12 protein-coding genes are annotated in these 16,296 nt (G+C 74.1%); 6 read left to right on the top strand and 6 right to left on the bottom strand.

All coding sequences use genetic code 11. From position 1 onward, the window contains the following. Both ACQP60_RS15795 and ACQP60_RS15790 read left to right on the top strand, forming a co-directional pair. Positions 1-2,000 (top strand): hypothetical protein (locus ACQP60_RS15795; RefSeq protein ID WP_429734511.1); only part of this gene is annotated, 2,000 nt, incomplete at its 5' end. A gap of 258 nt (positions 2,001-2,258) precedes the next feature. Continuing rightward, on the top strand, positions 2,259-3,581 hold the full coding sequence (locus ACQP60_RS15790) for an MFS transporter (RefSeq protein ID WP_429734509.1): 1,323 nt from the start codon (positions 2,259-2,261) through the stop codon (positions 3,579-3,581). Positions 3,582-3,611: 30 nt separating this feature from the next. On the opposite strand, the gene ACQP60_RS15785 is transcribed toward ACQP60_RS15790, so the two are convergent. Beyond that, complete coding sequence (locus ACQP60_RS15785) at positions 3,612-4,913, bottom strand: MFS transporter (RefSeq protein WP_429734507.1); 1,302 nt, start codon at positions 4,911-4,913, stop codon at positions 3,612-3,614. A gap of 121 nt (positions 4,914-5,034) precedes the next feature. On the opposite strand from ACQP60_RS15785, the gene ACQP60_RS15780 reads away from it, so the two are divergent. The 3 genes from ACQP60_RS15780 to ACQP60_RS15770 all read left to right on the top strand — a co-directional run bounded on the left by ACQP60_RS15780 (position 5,035) and on the right by ACQP60_RS15770 (position 7,027). Beyond that, positions 5,035-5,706: a YczE/YyaS/YitT family protein gene (locus tag ACQP60_RS15780; protein WP_429734505.1), complete on the top strand. Its 672-nt coding sequence runs from the start codon at positions 5,035-5,037 to the stop codon at positions 5,704-5,706. A gap of 62 nt (positions 5,707-5,768) precedes the next feature. Beyond that, positions 5,769-6,089 carry a GNAT family N-acetyltransferase gene (locus tag ACQP60_RS15775; protein ID WP_429734503.1) on the top strand — a complete coding sequence of 107 codons (321 nt, stop codon included), beginning with the start codon at positions 5,769-5,771 and terminating at the stop codon, positions 6,087-6,089. After that, positions 6,086-7,027, top strand: a complete 942-nt coding sequence (locus ACQP60_RS15770) for a GmrSD restriction endonuclease domain-containing protein (protein ID WP_429734501.1) — start codon at positions 6,086-6,088, stop codon at positions 7,025-7,027. The genes ACQP60_RS15775 and ACQP60_RS15770 overlap by 4 nt, the downstream gene beginning before the upstream one ends. 10 nt (positions 7,028-7,037) lie before the next feature. On the opposite strand, the gene ACQP60_RS15765 is transcribed toward ACQP60_RS15770, so the two are convergent. The 5 genes from ACQP60_RS15765 to ACQP60_RS15745 all read right to left on the bottom strand — a co-directional run bounded on the left by ACQP60_RS15765 (position 7,038) and on the right by ACQP60_RS15745 (position 14,089). Beyond that, the gene (locus tag ACQP60_RS15765; protein ID WP_429734499.1) at positions 7,038-7,853 is read right to left on the bottom strand and encodes a YceI family protein; all 816 of its coding nucleotides are present in this window, start codon (positions 7,851-7,853) and stop codon (positions 7,038-7,040) included. Between the two features lie 5 nt (positions 7,854-7,858). Beyond that, positions 7,859-10,360 (bottom strand): MFS transporter, encoded by a 2,502-nt coding sequence (locus ACQP60_RS15760; RefSeq protein ID WP_429734497.1) that lies wholly within the window; start codon positions 10,358-10,360, stop codon positions 7,859-7,861. A 68-nt stretch (positions 10,361-10,428) separates the two neighbouring features. Then, entirely contained in the window at positions 10,429-10,893 is a 465-nt protein-coding gene (locus ACQP60_RS15755; protein WP_429734495.1) for a MarR family winged helix-turn-helix transcriptional regulator, read from the bottom strand. A gap of 113 nt (positions 10,894-11,006) precedes the next feature. Beyond that, on the bottom strand, positions 11,007-12,686 hold the full coding sequence (pgm, locus tag ACQP60_RS15750; RefSeq protein WP_429734493.1) for a phosphoglucomutase (alpha-D-glucose-1,6-bisphosphate-dependent): 1,680 nt from the start codon (positions 12,684-12,686) through the stop codon (positions 11,007-11,009). 47 nt (positions 12,687-12,733) lie between these two features. Continuing rightward, positions 12,734-14,089, bottom strand: coding sequence for an acetamidase/formamidase family protein (locus ACQP60_RS15745; RefSeq protein WP_429734491.1), 1,356 nt, complete (start codon positions 14,087-14,089; stop codon positions 12,734-12,736). Between the two features lie 275 nt (positions 14,090-14,364). Between ACQP60_RS15745 and ACQP60_RS15740 the strand changes: the two genes are divergently transcribed. Continuing rightward, positions 14,365-16,278 (top strand): calcineurin-like phosphoesterase C-terminal domain-containing protein, encoded by a 1,914-nt coding sequence (locus ACQP60_RS15740; RefSeq protein ID WP_429734489.1) that lies wholly within the window; start codon positions 14,365-14,367, stop codon positions 16,276-16,278. Positions 16,279-16,296: the final 18 nt, after the last annotated feature.

Raw genomic sequence — 16,296 nt, 5'->3', positions numbered from 1 at the left:
GTGAGGTGTCCGGGCTGGACGGTGCGGTGGACGAGCTGACCGCTTCGGTGTCCGACACCGCGGGTACGGCGGACGGTGTGCTGGGCACGCGGTCGCTGCTGCGCTCGACGGTGGACGGCCTGCTCGGACCGGACGGCGTGGTGGACGACGTGGTCGGCCCGGACGCGCCGGAGGACGGCGTCACCGACGGTCTCGTGGAGGCCGTGGTGGACGACGTGGACTCGACGCTCGACTCGGTGACGGCCGGCGACCTGCCGGGCGTGGTCGACGACGTGACGGCCGAGGACGGTCTGGTGGACGACGTGCTGGAGGACCAGGGTCTGGACCCGGTGCTCGGCGACGTCGTGGACTCCACCGGCACGGTGGACGACCTGCTGGGCACCGGCTCGGCCGTCGAGGACATCGTGGACGGCCTGCTCGGTGAGGACGGCGTCGTGGACGACGTCCTCGGCGCCGACGAGCCGCAGGACGGCGTCACCGACGGTCTCGTGGAGGCCGTGGTGGACGACGTCGACTCGACGCTCGACTCGGTCACGGCCGGCGACCTGCCGGACGTGGTTGACGATGTCGCTGCCGAGGACGGCGTGCTCGATGACGCGCTGGAGGACGGCGGCGTCGACACGGCCGCCGACGACCTGGTCGGTCAGGTCTCGGACCTGGCGGGCACGGTCGACGACACCGTCGGCACGGAGTCGCTGCTGCAGGACGTCGTGGAGGGGGTCGTCGGTGAGGACGGTGTCGTGGACGACGTCGTCGGCGCCGACGAGCCCGAGGGCGGCGTCACGGACGAGGCCGTCGAGCACGCGCTCGACGACGTCGAGCAGGTCGTCGGGGACCTCACCGAGGGCGACCTCGGCGCGGTGACCGACGACCTCACGGCCGACGACGGTCTGGTGGACGACGTGCTGGAGGACCAGGGTCTGGACCCGGTGCTCGGTGACGTCGTGGACTCGACCGGCGCGGTGGACGACCTGCTGGGCACGGGGTCGACGGTGCAGGACACCGCCGACGGGCTGCTCGGTGAGGACGGCACCGTGGACGACGTCGTCGGCCCGGACGCGCCGGAGGACGGCGTCACCGACGGTCTCGTGGAGGCCGTGGTGGACGACGTGGACTCGACGCTCGACTCGGTGACGGCCGGCGACCTGCCGGGCGTGGTCGACGACGTGACCGCCGAGGACGGTCTGGTGGACGACGTGCTGGAGGACCAGGGCCTCGACCCGGTGCTCAACGACGTCGTCGACTCGACCGGCACCGTGGACGACGTGCTTGGCACGGGTGACCTGGTCGAGGACACCGTCGACGGCATCGCCGGCGAGGACGGCACCGTGGACGACGTCATCGGCGCCGACGAGCCGCAGGACGGCGTCACCGACGAACTCGTCGAGCACGTCGTCGAGGACGTCAACGACACCGCGAACGACCTGCTCGAGGGCGACCTCGGGGCGGTGACCGACGACGTCCTCGCCGAGGACGGGCTCGTCGACGACGTCCTGGAGGACGGCACCACCGCCACCGATCCTGGTGACGGCACGGATCCTGGTGACGGTACTGATCCTGGTGACGGCACGGACCCCGGTGACGGGACCGATCCTGGTGATGGCACCGATCCTGGTGACGGCACTGACCCGGGTGATGGCACCGATCCCGGTGACGGCACTGACCCGGGTGATGGCACCGAAACGCCTGGCGACGGTGGTTCGGACGCCCCGGGCGAGGACGGCACCGGCTCGACCACCCCGGTGGGCGGGCCCGTCACGGCGGTCCCGGGTGCGGACGGCACCGGATCCGACGGCTCGGGGCTGCTGACGGGGACCGGGTCGGACGGCGCCACGGCGGCGTCCGGCGCTGATGGCGCCGACGGCACCGGCGCGATGCAGACCCTGCCGACGACGGGTGGCGACCTGGGGCTGCTGGCTCCGGCGCTCCTGCTGATCGTGCTGGGCGGCATGCTGGTGCTGCGCCGTCGGAGGGAGGCGCTCGCGGTCGCGACCCGCTGACCCCACCGGAGCCGGTACCGGCTCCGGACGGGGCGGCGCTGTCACGGGGGATCACTGGGGAGTGTCCCGTGGCAGCTCCGCCCCGGCTGGGGTCGGCGTGGGCGCAGCACGGCGCAGGGGGCCGGGCCGCGCCCACGACACCACCGACGCCGCGGGGTGCACGCGGCGGCCCCGGGCGGACGATCACCGGACCCTCGACGGAGGGCTCCGGCAGACCCGCCCGGGGCTGCCCGCGGAACACGAATACCCTGGGACACCGTGCCCCGACTGATCGCCGACCTCACGCCGCTGCGCGTCTCGCCGGCGTTCCGCCGTCTGTGGTGGGGGCTCGGCGTCTCCAACATCGGCACCCAGGTCACCGTGGTCGCGGTGGGCCTGCAGGTGTACGCCCTGACGGGCTCCACGCTCGCGGTGGGCACGCTGGGCATCGCGGCGCTGGTGCCGCTGGTCGCGCTCGGCCTGTACGGCGGCGCGCTGGTGGACCACTACGACCGGCGCCGCGTCTCGCTGCTCGCGTCCTCGGTGCTGTGGCTGGTGACGGCGGCCATCGCGGCGCAGGCGTGGCTCGACGTCGGCTCGGTGAACCTGCTGTACGGGCTGGTGGCGGTGCAGTCCGCGGCGTTCGCCATCAACAACCCGGCGCGCTCGTCGATCGTGCCGCGCCTGCTGGAGCCACAGCTCATGCCGGCGGCCCTCGCGCTGCAGACGCTGGCGTTCAACGTGGCCCTCACGTGCGGCCCGCTCGTGGGCGCGCTCCTCGTGGCCCGGCTCGGGTACGCCTGGGCGTACACCCTCGACGCGCTGCTGTTCACCGCCGCGCTGTGGGCGGTGTGGCGGCTGCCCGCCGTCCCGCCCGAGCAGTCGCTGGACGACGACGCCGACGACGGCGCCACAGGCGCCGCACCCTCCCGGCGCCGCGTCGTCGGGCTGAGCTCCGTGCTCGACGGGCTGCGCTACCTCGCGACGCGGCCGAACGTGCGCACGACGTTCGTCGTCGACCTCGCCGCGATGGTGCTCGCGTTCCCGCGCGTGCTGTGGCCCGCGGCGGGCGCGCTCTACCTGGGCGGCGGGGAGACGACGACGGGCGTGCTCGCCGCCGGGTTCGCCGTCGGCGGCATCCTCGCGAGCGTGTTCTCCGGCGCGCTCGTCCGCGTGCGGTGGCAGGGCCGGATCATCGTGTGGGCGATCACGGCGTGGGGCCTGAGCGTGGCCGCGTTCGGCGCGGTGCTCGTCGCCGTCGGGCCGGACGCGCCGGACGGCGTGCTGTGGGGCGCCGTCGTGCTCGCGGGCGTGGCGCTGCTGCTCGCGGGCGGGTCGGACGCGATCTCGTCCGTGTTCCGCCAGTCGATCCTGCAGACCGCGACGCCGGACCACATGCGCGGCCGCCTGCAGGGCGTGTTCATCGTGGTGGTGGCGGGCGGGCCGCGGCTCGGGGAGATGGTGCTCGGCTCGGAGGCCACGTGGTTCGGCGAGGGGTGGGCGGCCGTCGCCGGCGGGCTCGCGTGCGTCGCCGTGCTGTGGCTGGTCGTGCGGCTGCAGCCCCGGTTCTGGCGCTACGACGCGCACCACCCCGAACCCTGAGCCCTGTGCCCGGAGCCCGGGCGGGCCGGCTCAGGCGACGTCGGCGTACGGGCGTCGGCGCCGCATCCCGGGCAGCGCGGCGAGCGCCAGCAGGGCGCACGCCCAGCCGCCGGACATCGTGACGAGGAAGCCGGCGTGCGAGTCGACGGCGTCCACGGCGACGCCGGCGAGCCACGAGCCGAGCGAGACGCCCACGCCGAGCGACGTGCCGACCCAGGTGAGGCCCTCGGTGAGCTGGTGCGGCGCGACGAGCGCCTGCACCAGGGCGTTGCCGTTGATGAGCGTCGGGGCGATGGCGAAGCCGGCCACGAACATCACCACGCCCAGGACCACGAGGTTCTGGACGAAGAAGAACAGCGAGACGCCGACGGCGATCCCGCAGGCGGTGACCGTGGACCGGACCGAGAGCGGTGACACCCAGTGCCGGGCCCCGTACGCGAGCCCCGAGACCATCGAGCCCAGCGCGAAGCAGGCGAGCACCAGGCCCGCGAGCCCCTTGACCCCCTGCTCCTCCGCGAACGCCACGGTGGCGACGTCGCTCGACCCGAACATCACGCCCATGCCGACGAAGACGACGGCGAGCACCGGCATCCCGGGCATGCGGATCGCGGAGCGGCGGTCGAGCCGGACGGCGTCCGGGTGCGTCACCGTGCCGAGGCGCTCGCCGTCCGGGGGCACCGCCGCGCCGCGGGCGGGCGGCTCCGTGCGCCGCTGCGTGAGGAACCAGGCCGCCCCGCCGCCGCCCACGACGGCCGCCACCAGCAGGCCGCCCGACGGGATCACCGTCGTGGCGAGCGTGGTGGCGAGCACCGGGCCCACGATGAACACCAGCTCGTCGAGGGCCGACTCCAGCGAGTAGGCGGTGTGGACGCGCTGCGCCTCGGGGAGCACGTGGGACCAGCGGGCCCGGGCGAGCGACCCGTACGAGCCCTGGCTCGCCCCGCCCACCGCGGCGCACACCCACAGCACCCACTCCGGGGCGCCCAGGGTCGCGGCCGCCACCAGCCCCAGGAGCCCCACGGTCGTCGCGACGAGCATCGGCGTCATCACCCGGGCCTGGCCCGACCGGTCCACGAGACGGGCGATCTGCGGCGCCACCAGCGCCTGCGCCACCACCAGCACCGCCGACACCCGGCCTGCCATCGCGTACGAGCCGTACAGCGCCTGCACCATGAGCACCGTGCCGATGCCGACCATCGACATCGGCAGCCGGGCGATCACGCCCGCGACGGAGAACCGGGCGGCGCCCGGCACGCGCACGACGTCGAGGTACGGGTTGCGCTTCCGGGCGCCCGACGCCGTGTCGGGGCCCTCGCGGACGGGCTCGGTCACTGCCGGATTCTCCCACCCCCGCGGGTGGGGCGGCAGGGCGTGGCGCCAGGGTGAGCGGGCATGGTGCCGGGGCAGCGCCTCCGCGCGCGCCCGGCCCGGGGGACCTCTAGCGTGACGACCCATGACCGCCAGGGGCCGCGTGCGCGCGGCGCAGCTCGTCCCGCGTGCGCTCTGGGCGCTCGGCGGCGTCGCGGTGCTGGCCCTCGGGTCGGCCGTGCTGCTGTCCGCGCACGTCGGGGTCGACCCGTTCACCGCGGCGAACATCGGGGTCAGCGGGCACCTCGGCATCGGCCTCGGGGCGTACCAGCTCGCCGTGAACGTCGTCCTGCTCGTGCCCGTGGTGGTGTGGGCGCGCCGCTACGTCGGCCTGGGCACGGTCATCAACATGGTGATGACGGGGTTCTTCGTCCAGTGGTTCGGCGCGGTGCTGAACCCCCTGGTGCCCGACCCGCCCGGCCACCTGCTGCAGGCGGCGCTCTTCGGGGTGGGGATCGTGCTGTTCACGGCGGGCGCGTCGGCGTACATGACCGCGGGGATCGGGACGGCACCGTACGACGCGATCGCGCCGATCGTCGTCGACCGCACCGGGTGGCGGTACCGGGCGGTGCGGGTGGTGCAGGACCTGGCGTTCGTCGGGCTGGCGGTCGCGTTCGGCGGTCCGGTCGGCGTGGGGACCGTCATGACGGCGTTCTTCGCCGGGCCGCTCATCGACTTCTTCACCACCCGGGTCAACACGCCGCTGCTGCACCGCCTGCTGCCCGACGACGAGGAGCAGGCCCGCCCCGCGGCGTGAGGTCCGCCTCGTCGCGGCACGGTGGGCGACAGATGTCGGGGTCACCGGCCAGGATGGGGGCCATGAACGCCACCCCCACCCCCGTGACGGTCGTCGACGACCGTGAGAACCAGGTCTTCCTCGCCCGGCTCGACGACGGTCGCCGCGCCGGCGGCGCGTACTACGAGCGGAGGGACGACGCGGGGTCGGCCGTGGTCGTCTTCACGCACACCGAGGTGGACCCGGCGTTCGAGGGGCAGGGGATCGGCTCGCAGCTCGCGGCCGGCGCGCTCGACCAGGTGCGCGCCGCGGGCGAGAAGATCGTGCCGCTGTGCCCGTTCATCAAGGCCTACGTGCAGCGGCACCCCGAGTACGCCGACCTGCTCGCCCACCCCGCGCGGTGAGGGCGGCCACCACCACCCGGCGCGGCGGCATCGCAGCGCTGGGCGTCTCCGTCGCGCTCGTGCTCGGCGCGTGCGCGGGCGGGCTCGAGCCCGCGTCCCCCGGTCTCGGCGGCTCCGACGTCGAGCCCCCGGCGGCGACGGCGGCACCCGCGCCGGACGGGCCCGCGGAGACGGAGCCCGCGGGGTCGGGCACCGCGCTCGCGGCGCTGGAGATGCTGCCGGTCAAGGGGCGCGCCCCCAAGACGGGATACACACGCGACCAGTTCGGCCCGGCGTGGGCCGACGTCGACCACAACGGGTGCGACACGCGCAACGACGTCCTGGCGCGCGACCTGAGCCGCACCGTCACCGACCCGGACACGCACGACTGCATCGTGCTGAGCGGCGTGCTCGCCGACCCGTACACGGGCACGCGCATCGACTTCCTGCGCGGGCAGGCGACGTCCACCGCGGTGCAGATCGACCATGTGGTCGCGCTGTCCGACGCGTGGCAGAAGGGCGCCCAGCAGCTCGACGGCGAGGCGCGCCGGCAGCTCGCCAACGACCCGCTCAACCTGCTCGCCGTCGACGGCCCGACCAACTCGGGCAAGGGCGACGGCGACGCCGCGACGTGGCTGCCGCCGTCCAAGGCGTTCCGCTGCCAGTACGTGGCACGGCAGGTCGCGGTGAAGCAGGCGTACGCGCTGTGGGTGACGAAGGCGGAGCACGACGCCATCGCGGGCATCCTCTCCCGGTGCCCCGACGAGCCGCTGCCCACCGGCGGGTCCGCGCCCGACGTCACGCCGGCCGATGACTCTGCGGACGACTCCGCGGGCGCCGGCGGGCCGTTCGCGAACTGCGACGCGGCGCGGGCGGCCGGGGCGGCGCCGGTGCACCGTGGCGACCCCGGCTACTCCTCCCGGCTGGACCGCGACGGCGACGGGACCGCCTGCGAGTAGCGCGAGGACATCACGCGGGCAGCGAGGCGCCCTGCACGGCCTGGATCTCCAGCTCCACCTTGAGGGTGGTGCCGACGATGGCGACGCCGGCGGCGGCGACCTCGTTGTACCGGATGGCGAAGGCGTCGCGGCGCAGCTCGGTGGTGGCGCGGAACGCCGCGCGCACCACCCCCTGCGCGTCGGCGCCGGTGCCCAGGTAGGTGAGGTCGAGGTCGACCGGGTGCGCCAGCCCGTGCAGGGTGAGGTCGCCGTGCACGGTCCAGCGGCCGTCGGCGACGGGCGTCATCCCCGTGGAGCGGTACGTGATGTGCTCGTACCGCTCCACGTCGAGGAAGTCCGGCGACCGCAGGTGCCCGTCGCGGTAGGCGTTGCCGGTGTCGATGGACGCCGCCGCGATGATCGCGGCCACGCCGGACCGGGAGACGTCGGCGGGCGCGACGTGGATCCGGCCGGCGAGCTCGGTGAACCGGCCCCGCACGCTGGAGATGCCCAGGTGTTGCGCCACCGCCGTCACCGACGAGTGCGCCGGGTCGATCGTCCACGGGCCCGGCGGAGGCAGCTCCGTGCCGCCCTGCCGGGACAGCGTCACGACCCCCAGGGCGGCCCGGCCCGCGGCGGTGACGATCGCCGACGTCGCGGCGGGCGCGTAGCCCACCGCGGTGACGATGGCGACGTACCCGCCCGGGGCCAGCGCCGCCTCGCCGCGCACCGCGCCGTCGTCGTCCGCGGCCGTGCGCAGCACCTGCGCGCCGGCGGCGTCCGTCAGCGTGACGACGGCGTGCGGCACGGCCCACCCGTCGCGCGTGCGGATCGTGGCGGTGAGCACGCCGCTCACTCCGCGGGGTGGGCGAGGACGATGTCGTGCCCGTCGACGCCCGCGCCGGCGAGGCTCACGGCCGTCGCCGCCGGCGGGTACCCCGTCGCGATCACGGTGTACTCGCCGCCGTCCAGGTCGGTGAAGGCGTAGGCGCCGTCCGCGCCGGTCGTGGCCGTCCCGGCGACGTTGCCCGCCGCGTCGAGGAGGGTCACCCGGGCGTCCGCGAGCGGGCCGTGCGGGGCGCGCACGACGCCGGTCACCCGGGCGCCCGCCGCGAGCTCCACCTCGACGTGTGTCACGCCGGCGGCGCCCACCTCGACCGGCAGCGCCCGCGGCCGGAACCCGGCCGCGTTGACCGCCACGGTGACCGGCCCGGGCACGAGCTCCTCGAGGGCGAACGTGCCGTCCTCCGCCGTCCCGGTGCTGGCCTGCAGGTCGCCGCGCACGTCCGTGACCAGCACCATCGCGCCCGCGACGGGCTGGAGGTCCGGGCCGCGGACGACGCCGCGCAGGCCGCTGGTGCCGCTGAGCAGCACGTCGTGGGCCAGCGGCGCCGTGCCGACGACGATCGTGGAGGCCTGCGGCTGAAACCCGTCGGCCGAGGCGATGAGCACGTACGTGCCGGCGCCCGGGGCGTCCACCGCGTACGCGCCGTCGGACCGGGCGATCGCGAGGCCGAGCTGGCGGCCGCCCAGCGAGATGAGGGTGATCGCCGCCTGCGGCAGCGGCGCGCCCTCCGCGCCGCGGACCAGTCCGTGCACGGTGACGCCGGGGGCGTCGCCGTCGCCGGCCTGCGCGACGTCCGCCGTCGGCGCGGCCCGCCGAGCCGTCGGCCCGGCGGCGACCGCGACGAGCTCCGGGACGTACGCCTCGGTGTCCGCGGCGGCCTCCGTCGCCTCCGACGACGCCTCCTCGGCGGCGGACTGCTCCATCGCGCCCTTGGTCTGCAGCGGGACCTCCTTGATGAAGGCGACGAGCAGGAAGGCGACCAGCGCGGCGCAGGCGCCGATGAGGAAGACGTCGGCGATGCCGTGCCCGTAGGCGGCCTCGAGGACGCTGCGCAGGGGCTCGGGCACCTGGTCCATGTCGGGGATGTCGCCCGAGCCGCCCGCCGCGCCCTGCGCGAGCTCGGCGCCCTTCGGGCCCAGGTTCCGCAGGCCGTCCGCGACGTAGTCGGGGATCCGGTGCGCCAGGACGGCGCCGAGCGCGGAGACGCCGATCGCCCCGCCGAGCGAGCGGAAGAACGTCACCAGCGAGCTGGCGGAGCCCAGGTCGGCCGGGGCCACCTGGTTCTGCGTGCAGAGGACAAGGTTCTGCATCATCATGCCGACGCCGATCCCCATCACCGCCATGAAGACGGCGACGTGCCAGTACTCGGTGTCGTACCGGATGGTGCCGAGCAGCCCGAGCCCGGCGGTGAGCAGCAGGGCGCCGGAGACCAGCCAGCCCTTCCAGCGGCCGGTTCTGGTGATGATGAGGCCGGAGAGGGTGGACGAGACGAACAGGCCGCCGATCATCGGGATGGTCATGACGCCGGCCATCGTCGGCGACTTGTCGCGCGCCAGCTGGAAGTACTGGCTGAAGAAGATGGTGCCGGCGAACATCGCCACGCCCACGAAGAGCGACGCCACCGAGGACAGGGCCACGGTGCGGTTGCGGAACAGCCGCATGGGGATGATCGGCTGGGAGACCTTCGACTCGACCAGCACGAACAGCAGGACGAGGACGAGCGCGCCGCCCGTCATCGCGTACGTCTGCCACGAGTTCCACTCGTACTTGTCGCCCGCGAACGTGACCCACAGGAGCAGCAGGCAGACGGCGGCGGTGGAGAGGAACGCGCCGCCCCAGTCGATCTTCACGTTGTCGCGCTTCACGACGGGCAGGTGCAGCGTCTTCTGCAGCACGATCAGCGCGACGAGCGCGAACGGGACGCCGACGTAGAAGCACCAGCGCCAGCCGAGCCAGTCGGTGTCGGTGATGACGCCGCCGAGCAGCGGGCCGCCGACGGTGGCGACGGCGAACGTCGCGCCCAGGTAGCCGGAGTACCGGCCGCGCTCGCGCGGCGCGATCATCGTGGCCATGACGATCTGCGCCAGGGCCGACAGGCCGCCGGTGCCGATGCCCTGGAACACGCGGCAGACGATCAGCCACTCCGCGGACTGCGCGAGCCCGGCCGCCGCCGATGCGAGGACGAAGATCACCAGCGCGACCTGCACCAGCACCTTCTTGCTGAACAGGTCGGCGAGCTTGCCCCACAGCGGGGTGGTGGCGGTCATCGACAGCAGCGAGGCGGTGACGACCCAGGTATAGGCCGACTGGCCGCCGCCGAGCTCGGCGATGACCTCCGGCAGGGCGTTCGAGACGATCGTGGAGGACAGGATCGCGACGAACATGCCCAGCATGAGGCCCGACAGGGCCTCGAGGATCTGCCGGTGGCTCATCGAGACCCCGGGCTGGTGGTCGGTGCGCCCGCCGCGCTTGGCGTGCGCGGGGGCCGCCGCTGTGGTCGATGCCATGAAGGTCCTCTCGGGAAGCTGCGGTCCGAGGGTGCTCGGGCTCGCGGGTCGTGCGTGGGGTCGGGCCGTCAGGCCCGGGCGGGGACGGCGGCGCGGCCCGACGTCGGGCACTCGGCGAAGCTGCCGTGCAGCCGGGCCATGAGCTCGGTCAGCCGCTCGATCTCGGCGTCGTCCCAGTCGCCCATCCGCTCGGCGAACAGGCCGGTGGTGCGCTCGGAGATCTGCTCGAGCTTGCGTCGTCCCGCCGGGGTGAGGCTGAGGATCCACGACCGCCGGTCGTCCGGGTCGTGGGTGCGCTCGACCCAGCCCTGGTCGACGGCGTGCGACGCGTGCCGGCTGGTCACGGACAGGTCCAGCCAGAGCTGGTCCGCGAGGCGGCTCAACCGCATCGGCCCCTGACGGCGCAGCGTCGACATGACGGCCGTCGGCCCGACGGCGCAGTCCTGCGGCAGGTTCCGCACGATGGTCCGCTTGACCGCGCCGACGGCGCGCATCTGGCGCTGGAGCTCCTCGTACCGCGCGTGCTCAGGCATGCTTGCCCACCCCCGTGTTGGTTGCGGGGAGCAAACATAAAAAGGTTGCCTGTTGAAATCAACTTCCGGCCGCGATGTGGACGCGGCCCGTCCTGGTGCCCCTCAGGGAACGGTCAGGCGTCGCCGAGCGCGCCGTCGACCAGCTCCTTGGCGGCGTCCTGCACCTGGGCGAGGTGGTCGGCCGAGACGAACGACTCGGCGTAGATCTTGTACACGTCCTCCGTGCCCGACGGTCGCGCGGCGAACCACGCGTCCTTGGTCGTCACCTTGAGGCCACCGATCTTCGCGCCGTTGCCCGGCGCCTCGGTGAGGGTCGCGGTGATGTCCTGCCCGGCGAGCGTCGTCGAGGTGACCTCGTCGGGGGAGAGGGCGGACAGGCGCGACTTCTGCGCGCGCGTGGCCGGCGCGTCCACGCGCGCGTACCAGGACTCGCCGTAGTGGCCGACGAGGTCGGCGTGGTGCTCGGACGGCGTGCGACCCGTCGTCGCGATGATCTCGGAGGCGAGCAGCGCCAGCAGCAGGCCGTCCTTGTCCGTCGACCAGACGCGGCCGTCGCGGCGCAGGAACGACGCCCCCGCCGACTCCTCGCCCCCGAAGCCGACCTCGCCGTTCAGCAGGCCCGGCACGAACCACTTGAAGCCCACGGGCACCTCGACCAGCCGCCGGCCCAGGCCCGCCACGACGCGGTCGACCAGCGCCGACGACACGAGCGTCTTGCCGACCGCCGCGCCCTCCGGCCAGCCCGGCCGCGCGCCGCCGTACAGGTACTCGATCGCCACGGCCAGGTAGTGGTTCGGGTTCATCAGCCCGGCGTCGGGGGTCACGATGCCGTGCCGGTCGGAGTCCGCGTCGTTGCCGGTGGCGACGTCGAACGGCGCGTCCCCCTGCATGCGCTCCACCAGCGACGCCATCGCGTACGGCGAGCTGCAGTCCATGCGGATCTTGCCGTCCCAGTCGAGCGTCATGAACGACCAGCGCGGGTCCACCTGGGGATTCACCACGGTGAGGTCCAGGTCGTACCGCTCGCCGATCGCGCCCCAGTACTCCACCGACGCGCCGCCCAGCGGGTCCGCGCCGATGCGCACGCCGGCCGAGCGGATCGCGTCGAGGTCGACGACGTTCGGCAGGTCGTCCACGTACGTGGTGAGGAAGTCGTGCTTGTGGGTCGTCTCGGCGGCGAGCGCGTCCTCCAGCGAGACGCGGCGCACCGACGCGAGGCCGCCGGTGCGCAGGATCTCGTTGGCGCGGTCCGCGATCCAGCCCGTGGCCTCCGAGCCGGCGGGCCCGCCGTGCGGCGGGTTGTACTTGAAGCCGCCGTCGCGCGGCGGGTTGTGCGACGGCGTGACGACGATGCCGTCCGCGAGGCCGGGCCCCTGCGTGCGCACGCCGTCGCCCGTCGTCGCGCCGTTGTGGATGAGGATCGACTGCGACACGGCGGGCGTCGGCGTGAACGAGTCGCGCGCGTCGACCATCACCGTGACGCCCGCCGCGGCCAGCACCTCCAGCGCCGTCTGCCATGCGGGCAGCGACAGGGCGTGCGTGTCACGGCCGATGAACAGCGGGCCGTCCGTGCCCTGCGACGCGCGGTACTCGACGATCGCCTGCGTGATCGCCGCGATGTGCGCCTCGTTGAACGCCGTGTCCAGGCTGGAGCCGCGGTGCCCGGAGGTGCCGAACACCACCTGCTGCGCCGGGTCGGCGACGTCCGGCACGAGGTCGTAGTACGCCCCCACCACCTGGTCGACGTCGATGAGGTCGATGTCCTGGGCCGGCTTCCCCGCGCGCTCGTGCATGGGGTCGATCTTGCCAGGCGTCGCGGCCGGGTGTCAGGGCGGTCCCGTCAGCCCCGGAAGTCCGCCTTGCGCACCAGTCCGTGCACGCCCACCGTGCGGTCGACGACCTGCGAGACGGCGAAGTCGGCCGCCGCGGACAGGTAGGCGTACGCGATAGCGCGGTCCAGGCCCTGGTCGTGCTCCAGGAAGTCGAGGGCGTTGACGACCGCGCGCCGCATCGCGACGTCGAGGTCGCTGCCGTTGCCGCCCACCGCGCCGTCCGGGTCGGACAGGCCGATGGGGATCCAGGCGTCGGCGGTCTCGGCGAAGGGGTACGAGTACGCGACGGACGGCGCGTCGCCGGAGCCGGGCTTGCACACGGTGAGGCGGAACGTGCCGCGCAGCGAACCCTCCATCGCGGTGAGCGCCACCTCGCCGTCGCCCATCGCCATGTGCGGGTCGCCCACGTAGAACAGCGCCCCCGGCGCGCGCACCGGCAGGTAGAACGTGGAGCCGGCGCCCAGCCGGCTGATGTCGATGTTGCCGCCGCCCAGGGTGGGCGGGATCGAGTTGGCCTCGGGGGCGGTGAGCCTCGTGTTCTCCGAGAACGCGACGCCCATCGTGCCGAAGAAGTACCGCAGCGGGAACGACACGCGGGAGCCGCCCTCGCCGATGGTGGCCCGGTCGCCCCGGATCCGCGCCAGCACCGACACGTTGCCGTACTCGGTGGGGACGCCGGTCGCGCGTCCGTCGGTCGCGACGGGCGGCATGACCTCGTCGAGCGTGATGCCGGCGGGCGCGCCCACGGCGGTGAGGGCCAGCGCGCCCTTGCCGTGCCGGGACGAGATGACGCCGTACGGCACCCGCGGGACGACGTCGAGCGTCTCGATCTTCAGCACGTCGCCGGGCTCGGCGCCCTCGACGTGGACCGGGCCGGTGATGACGTGCGGGCCGTCGGTGTCGAAGTCGCGCGCCGTGCGGTCGTAGCCGCCGGCGATGGCGACCGCGTCGTCCAGCACCTCGCGGCGGCGGATGCCGCGCTCGCCGAACCAGGCGACCGGGTCGCGGCCCTGGTCCTCGAGGATGCCCTCGTGCGACACCGAGTCGATGGTGATCGTGCGGCCGGAGCGCACGCGCGTCACGGCCGTCGCGTGCACGGAGGGCACGTAGCCCCACAGCACGTCGTCGACATCGGAGCGCAGGTAGTGGTCGCCGCGGATGCGACCCTTCCCCGGCTGGAGGACGCCGCCGAACGACGCCGGCCCGCCGCGGCCGGCGGCGGGGCCGCCCGAGGTGGCGGCGGCGGGGACCGCCGCGCCGACGGTCAGCGCCGCCCCGGCGCCCACGCCGGCCGCGGCCTGCAGGAAGCGCCGGCGGCCGAGGCCGGCGGTGAGGGTCTCGGCGGCGTCTCGTCCGTCGTGCATGGGGGCTCCTCCTGAGGTCGGCCGGGAAACGTCGGCTGCGCCCGACGGTAGGGAGCCCGCATGTCGCCCGTGTTCGGGAGGGGTGTCCGCCGGGTAACGAAGCGCCCCCGTTCGCTGGGAGTTCGCCGGGCCCCGACCGACGTTCGGCTGCCCGGCGTCTCGACGTCACCGGACGGTTGCCTCGGCTGCCTACCGTCGTCGCCATCGGCATGTCGGAGCGCCCTGACGAGGGCGTGTACTCGATCCGCTCTCTCTGACGACCCCGGAGGAAGTACATGAACCCCCGCAGCATCCGCCAGGCCTGCGCCGCCGCCGGCGCCGCCTCGCTCGTCGGGCTGGTCCTCGTGGCGCCCGGCGCCGCGGCCGTGCCCTCACCCGAGCCGGCCGAGGCGAAGGCGGCCGCGGCCGCCCAGCGCGCCCAGGCAGGCCTGTACACCGGCCACGTCGAGGTCGTGCGCGGCGAGGCCGCCGACCCCGAGGTGCTCACCGGCACCGTGTTCCACGACAAGGACGAGGACTCGACCCAGGACCGCAACGAGCGGGGCGTCGCCGGCGTCCAGGTGTCCAACGGGCGCGACGTCGTCACGACCGACGGCAAGGGCCGCTACAGCCTCCCCGCGTTCGACGACATGACCGTCTTCGTCACCCAGCCCGCGGGCTACCAGGTGCCGGTGGACGAGAACGCCATCGCCCAGTTCAGCTACACCCACCTGCCCGAGGGCTCGCCCGACCTCAAGTACGGCGGCCTGGAGCCCACCGGCCCGCTGCCGAAGGCCGTCAACTTCCCGCTCGGGAAGTCGAAGGCGACCGGCAAGGCGGCGCAGAGCTGCCCGATCGCCTCCGACACGCAGGCGTACAACATGACCGAGATGGGCTACGCCCGGGACGGCGCCGTGGCGGACCTCATGGACCGCGATGACTACGCCAGCTGCGGCATCCTGCTGCTCGGCGACAACGTGGGCGACGACCTGAGCCTCAACCCGGCGCTCAAGGACATCTACCGCGACGCCAACGGGCCGATCCGCCTGGCGCCCGGCAATCACGACATGGACTACGACGCGGCGGACGACTCCCGCGCTCTCGACACGTTCCGCCAGCAGTTCGGGCCGGGCTACTTCTCCTACGACGTCGGGCAGGCGCACGTCGTCGTGCTCGACAGCATCGTCTACAAGGGCGCCAAGCCGGACGGCAAGAACGGCGGCTACTGGGAGAAGATCGACGACGAGCAGCTCGCGTGGCTCGAGGCGGACCTCGCCGAGGTGCCGAAGAACAAGCTCGTCGTCGTCGCGACGCACGCGCCGATCCTCGACCACGCGTCGGTGATCGTCGACAACGCCCCGGCGCTGTACGACGTGCTCCGCGGCCGCAACGCCGTCACGATCGGCGGTCACACGCACCGCCTGGAGAACCTGCTCCCGGGCGACACCCGCGAGGAGTGGGCGAAGGCGGGCGTCCCGGAGCTCGAGCACACCCAGCTCGTGGCCGGCGCCGTATCGGGCAACTGGTACTCCGGCGGCCTCGACGAGCAGGGCCTGCCGTACGCGTTCATGACCGACGGCGCGCGCCCCGGCGTGCTCACGCTCGAGCTGGACGGCAACGAGTTCTCCGAGCGGTACACGATCCGCGGCGAGTCCGACGACCTGCAGCTCGCGCTCGGCGTGAACACGCCCCACTGGCGCGAGTGGGCGGCCAAGCAGCTCGAGTGGCGCGACGGCGGCAAGGTCGGCGCGGCGCCGGCGCTCGGCGACGAGCGTCTGGTGAGCGCCGACGACCTCGCGGGCGACAGCTGGCTCACCGCCAACTTCTACGCCGGCTCCTCGGACGCCCGCGTCGAGGTGTCGGTCGACGGCGGCGCCGCGGTCGACGCCGAGCACACGCAGCCCATGCGGGGCGAGGCGCTCGCGTCGGGATGGGAGTACTCCGACACGTTCGCGGCCACGCGCAACCTGCTCACCAGCGGCGGGGTCACGCAGTCGAACGCGCACCTGTGGCGGCTGCCGCTCCCGGTGGACCTCGACGAGGGCACCCACACCGCCCAGGTCACCGCGACCGACCACCGCGGCCGTGAGTTCACCGAGACCCTGCGGTTCACGGTGACGGACGAGCGCCCCGCCGCGAAGGCGACCCTGCTGCGCGAGGAGGTGCCGGGCACGGTGCCCGCGAACGTCGGGGTGCCGGCGAACGGCTGACGCCGCCTCGCACGACGC

Source organism: Isoptericola variabilis, assembly GCF_050311655.1.
In the GTDB taxonomy this organism is placed as follows: Bacteria; Actinomycetota; Actinomycetes; order Actinomycetales; family Cellulomonadaceae; genus Isoptericola; species Isoptericola variabilis.
Note: the sequence above shows the minus strand (reverse complement) of the source record. Positions and strands in the feature narration are given on the sequence as shown.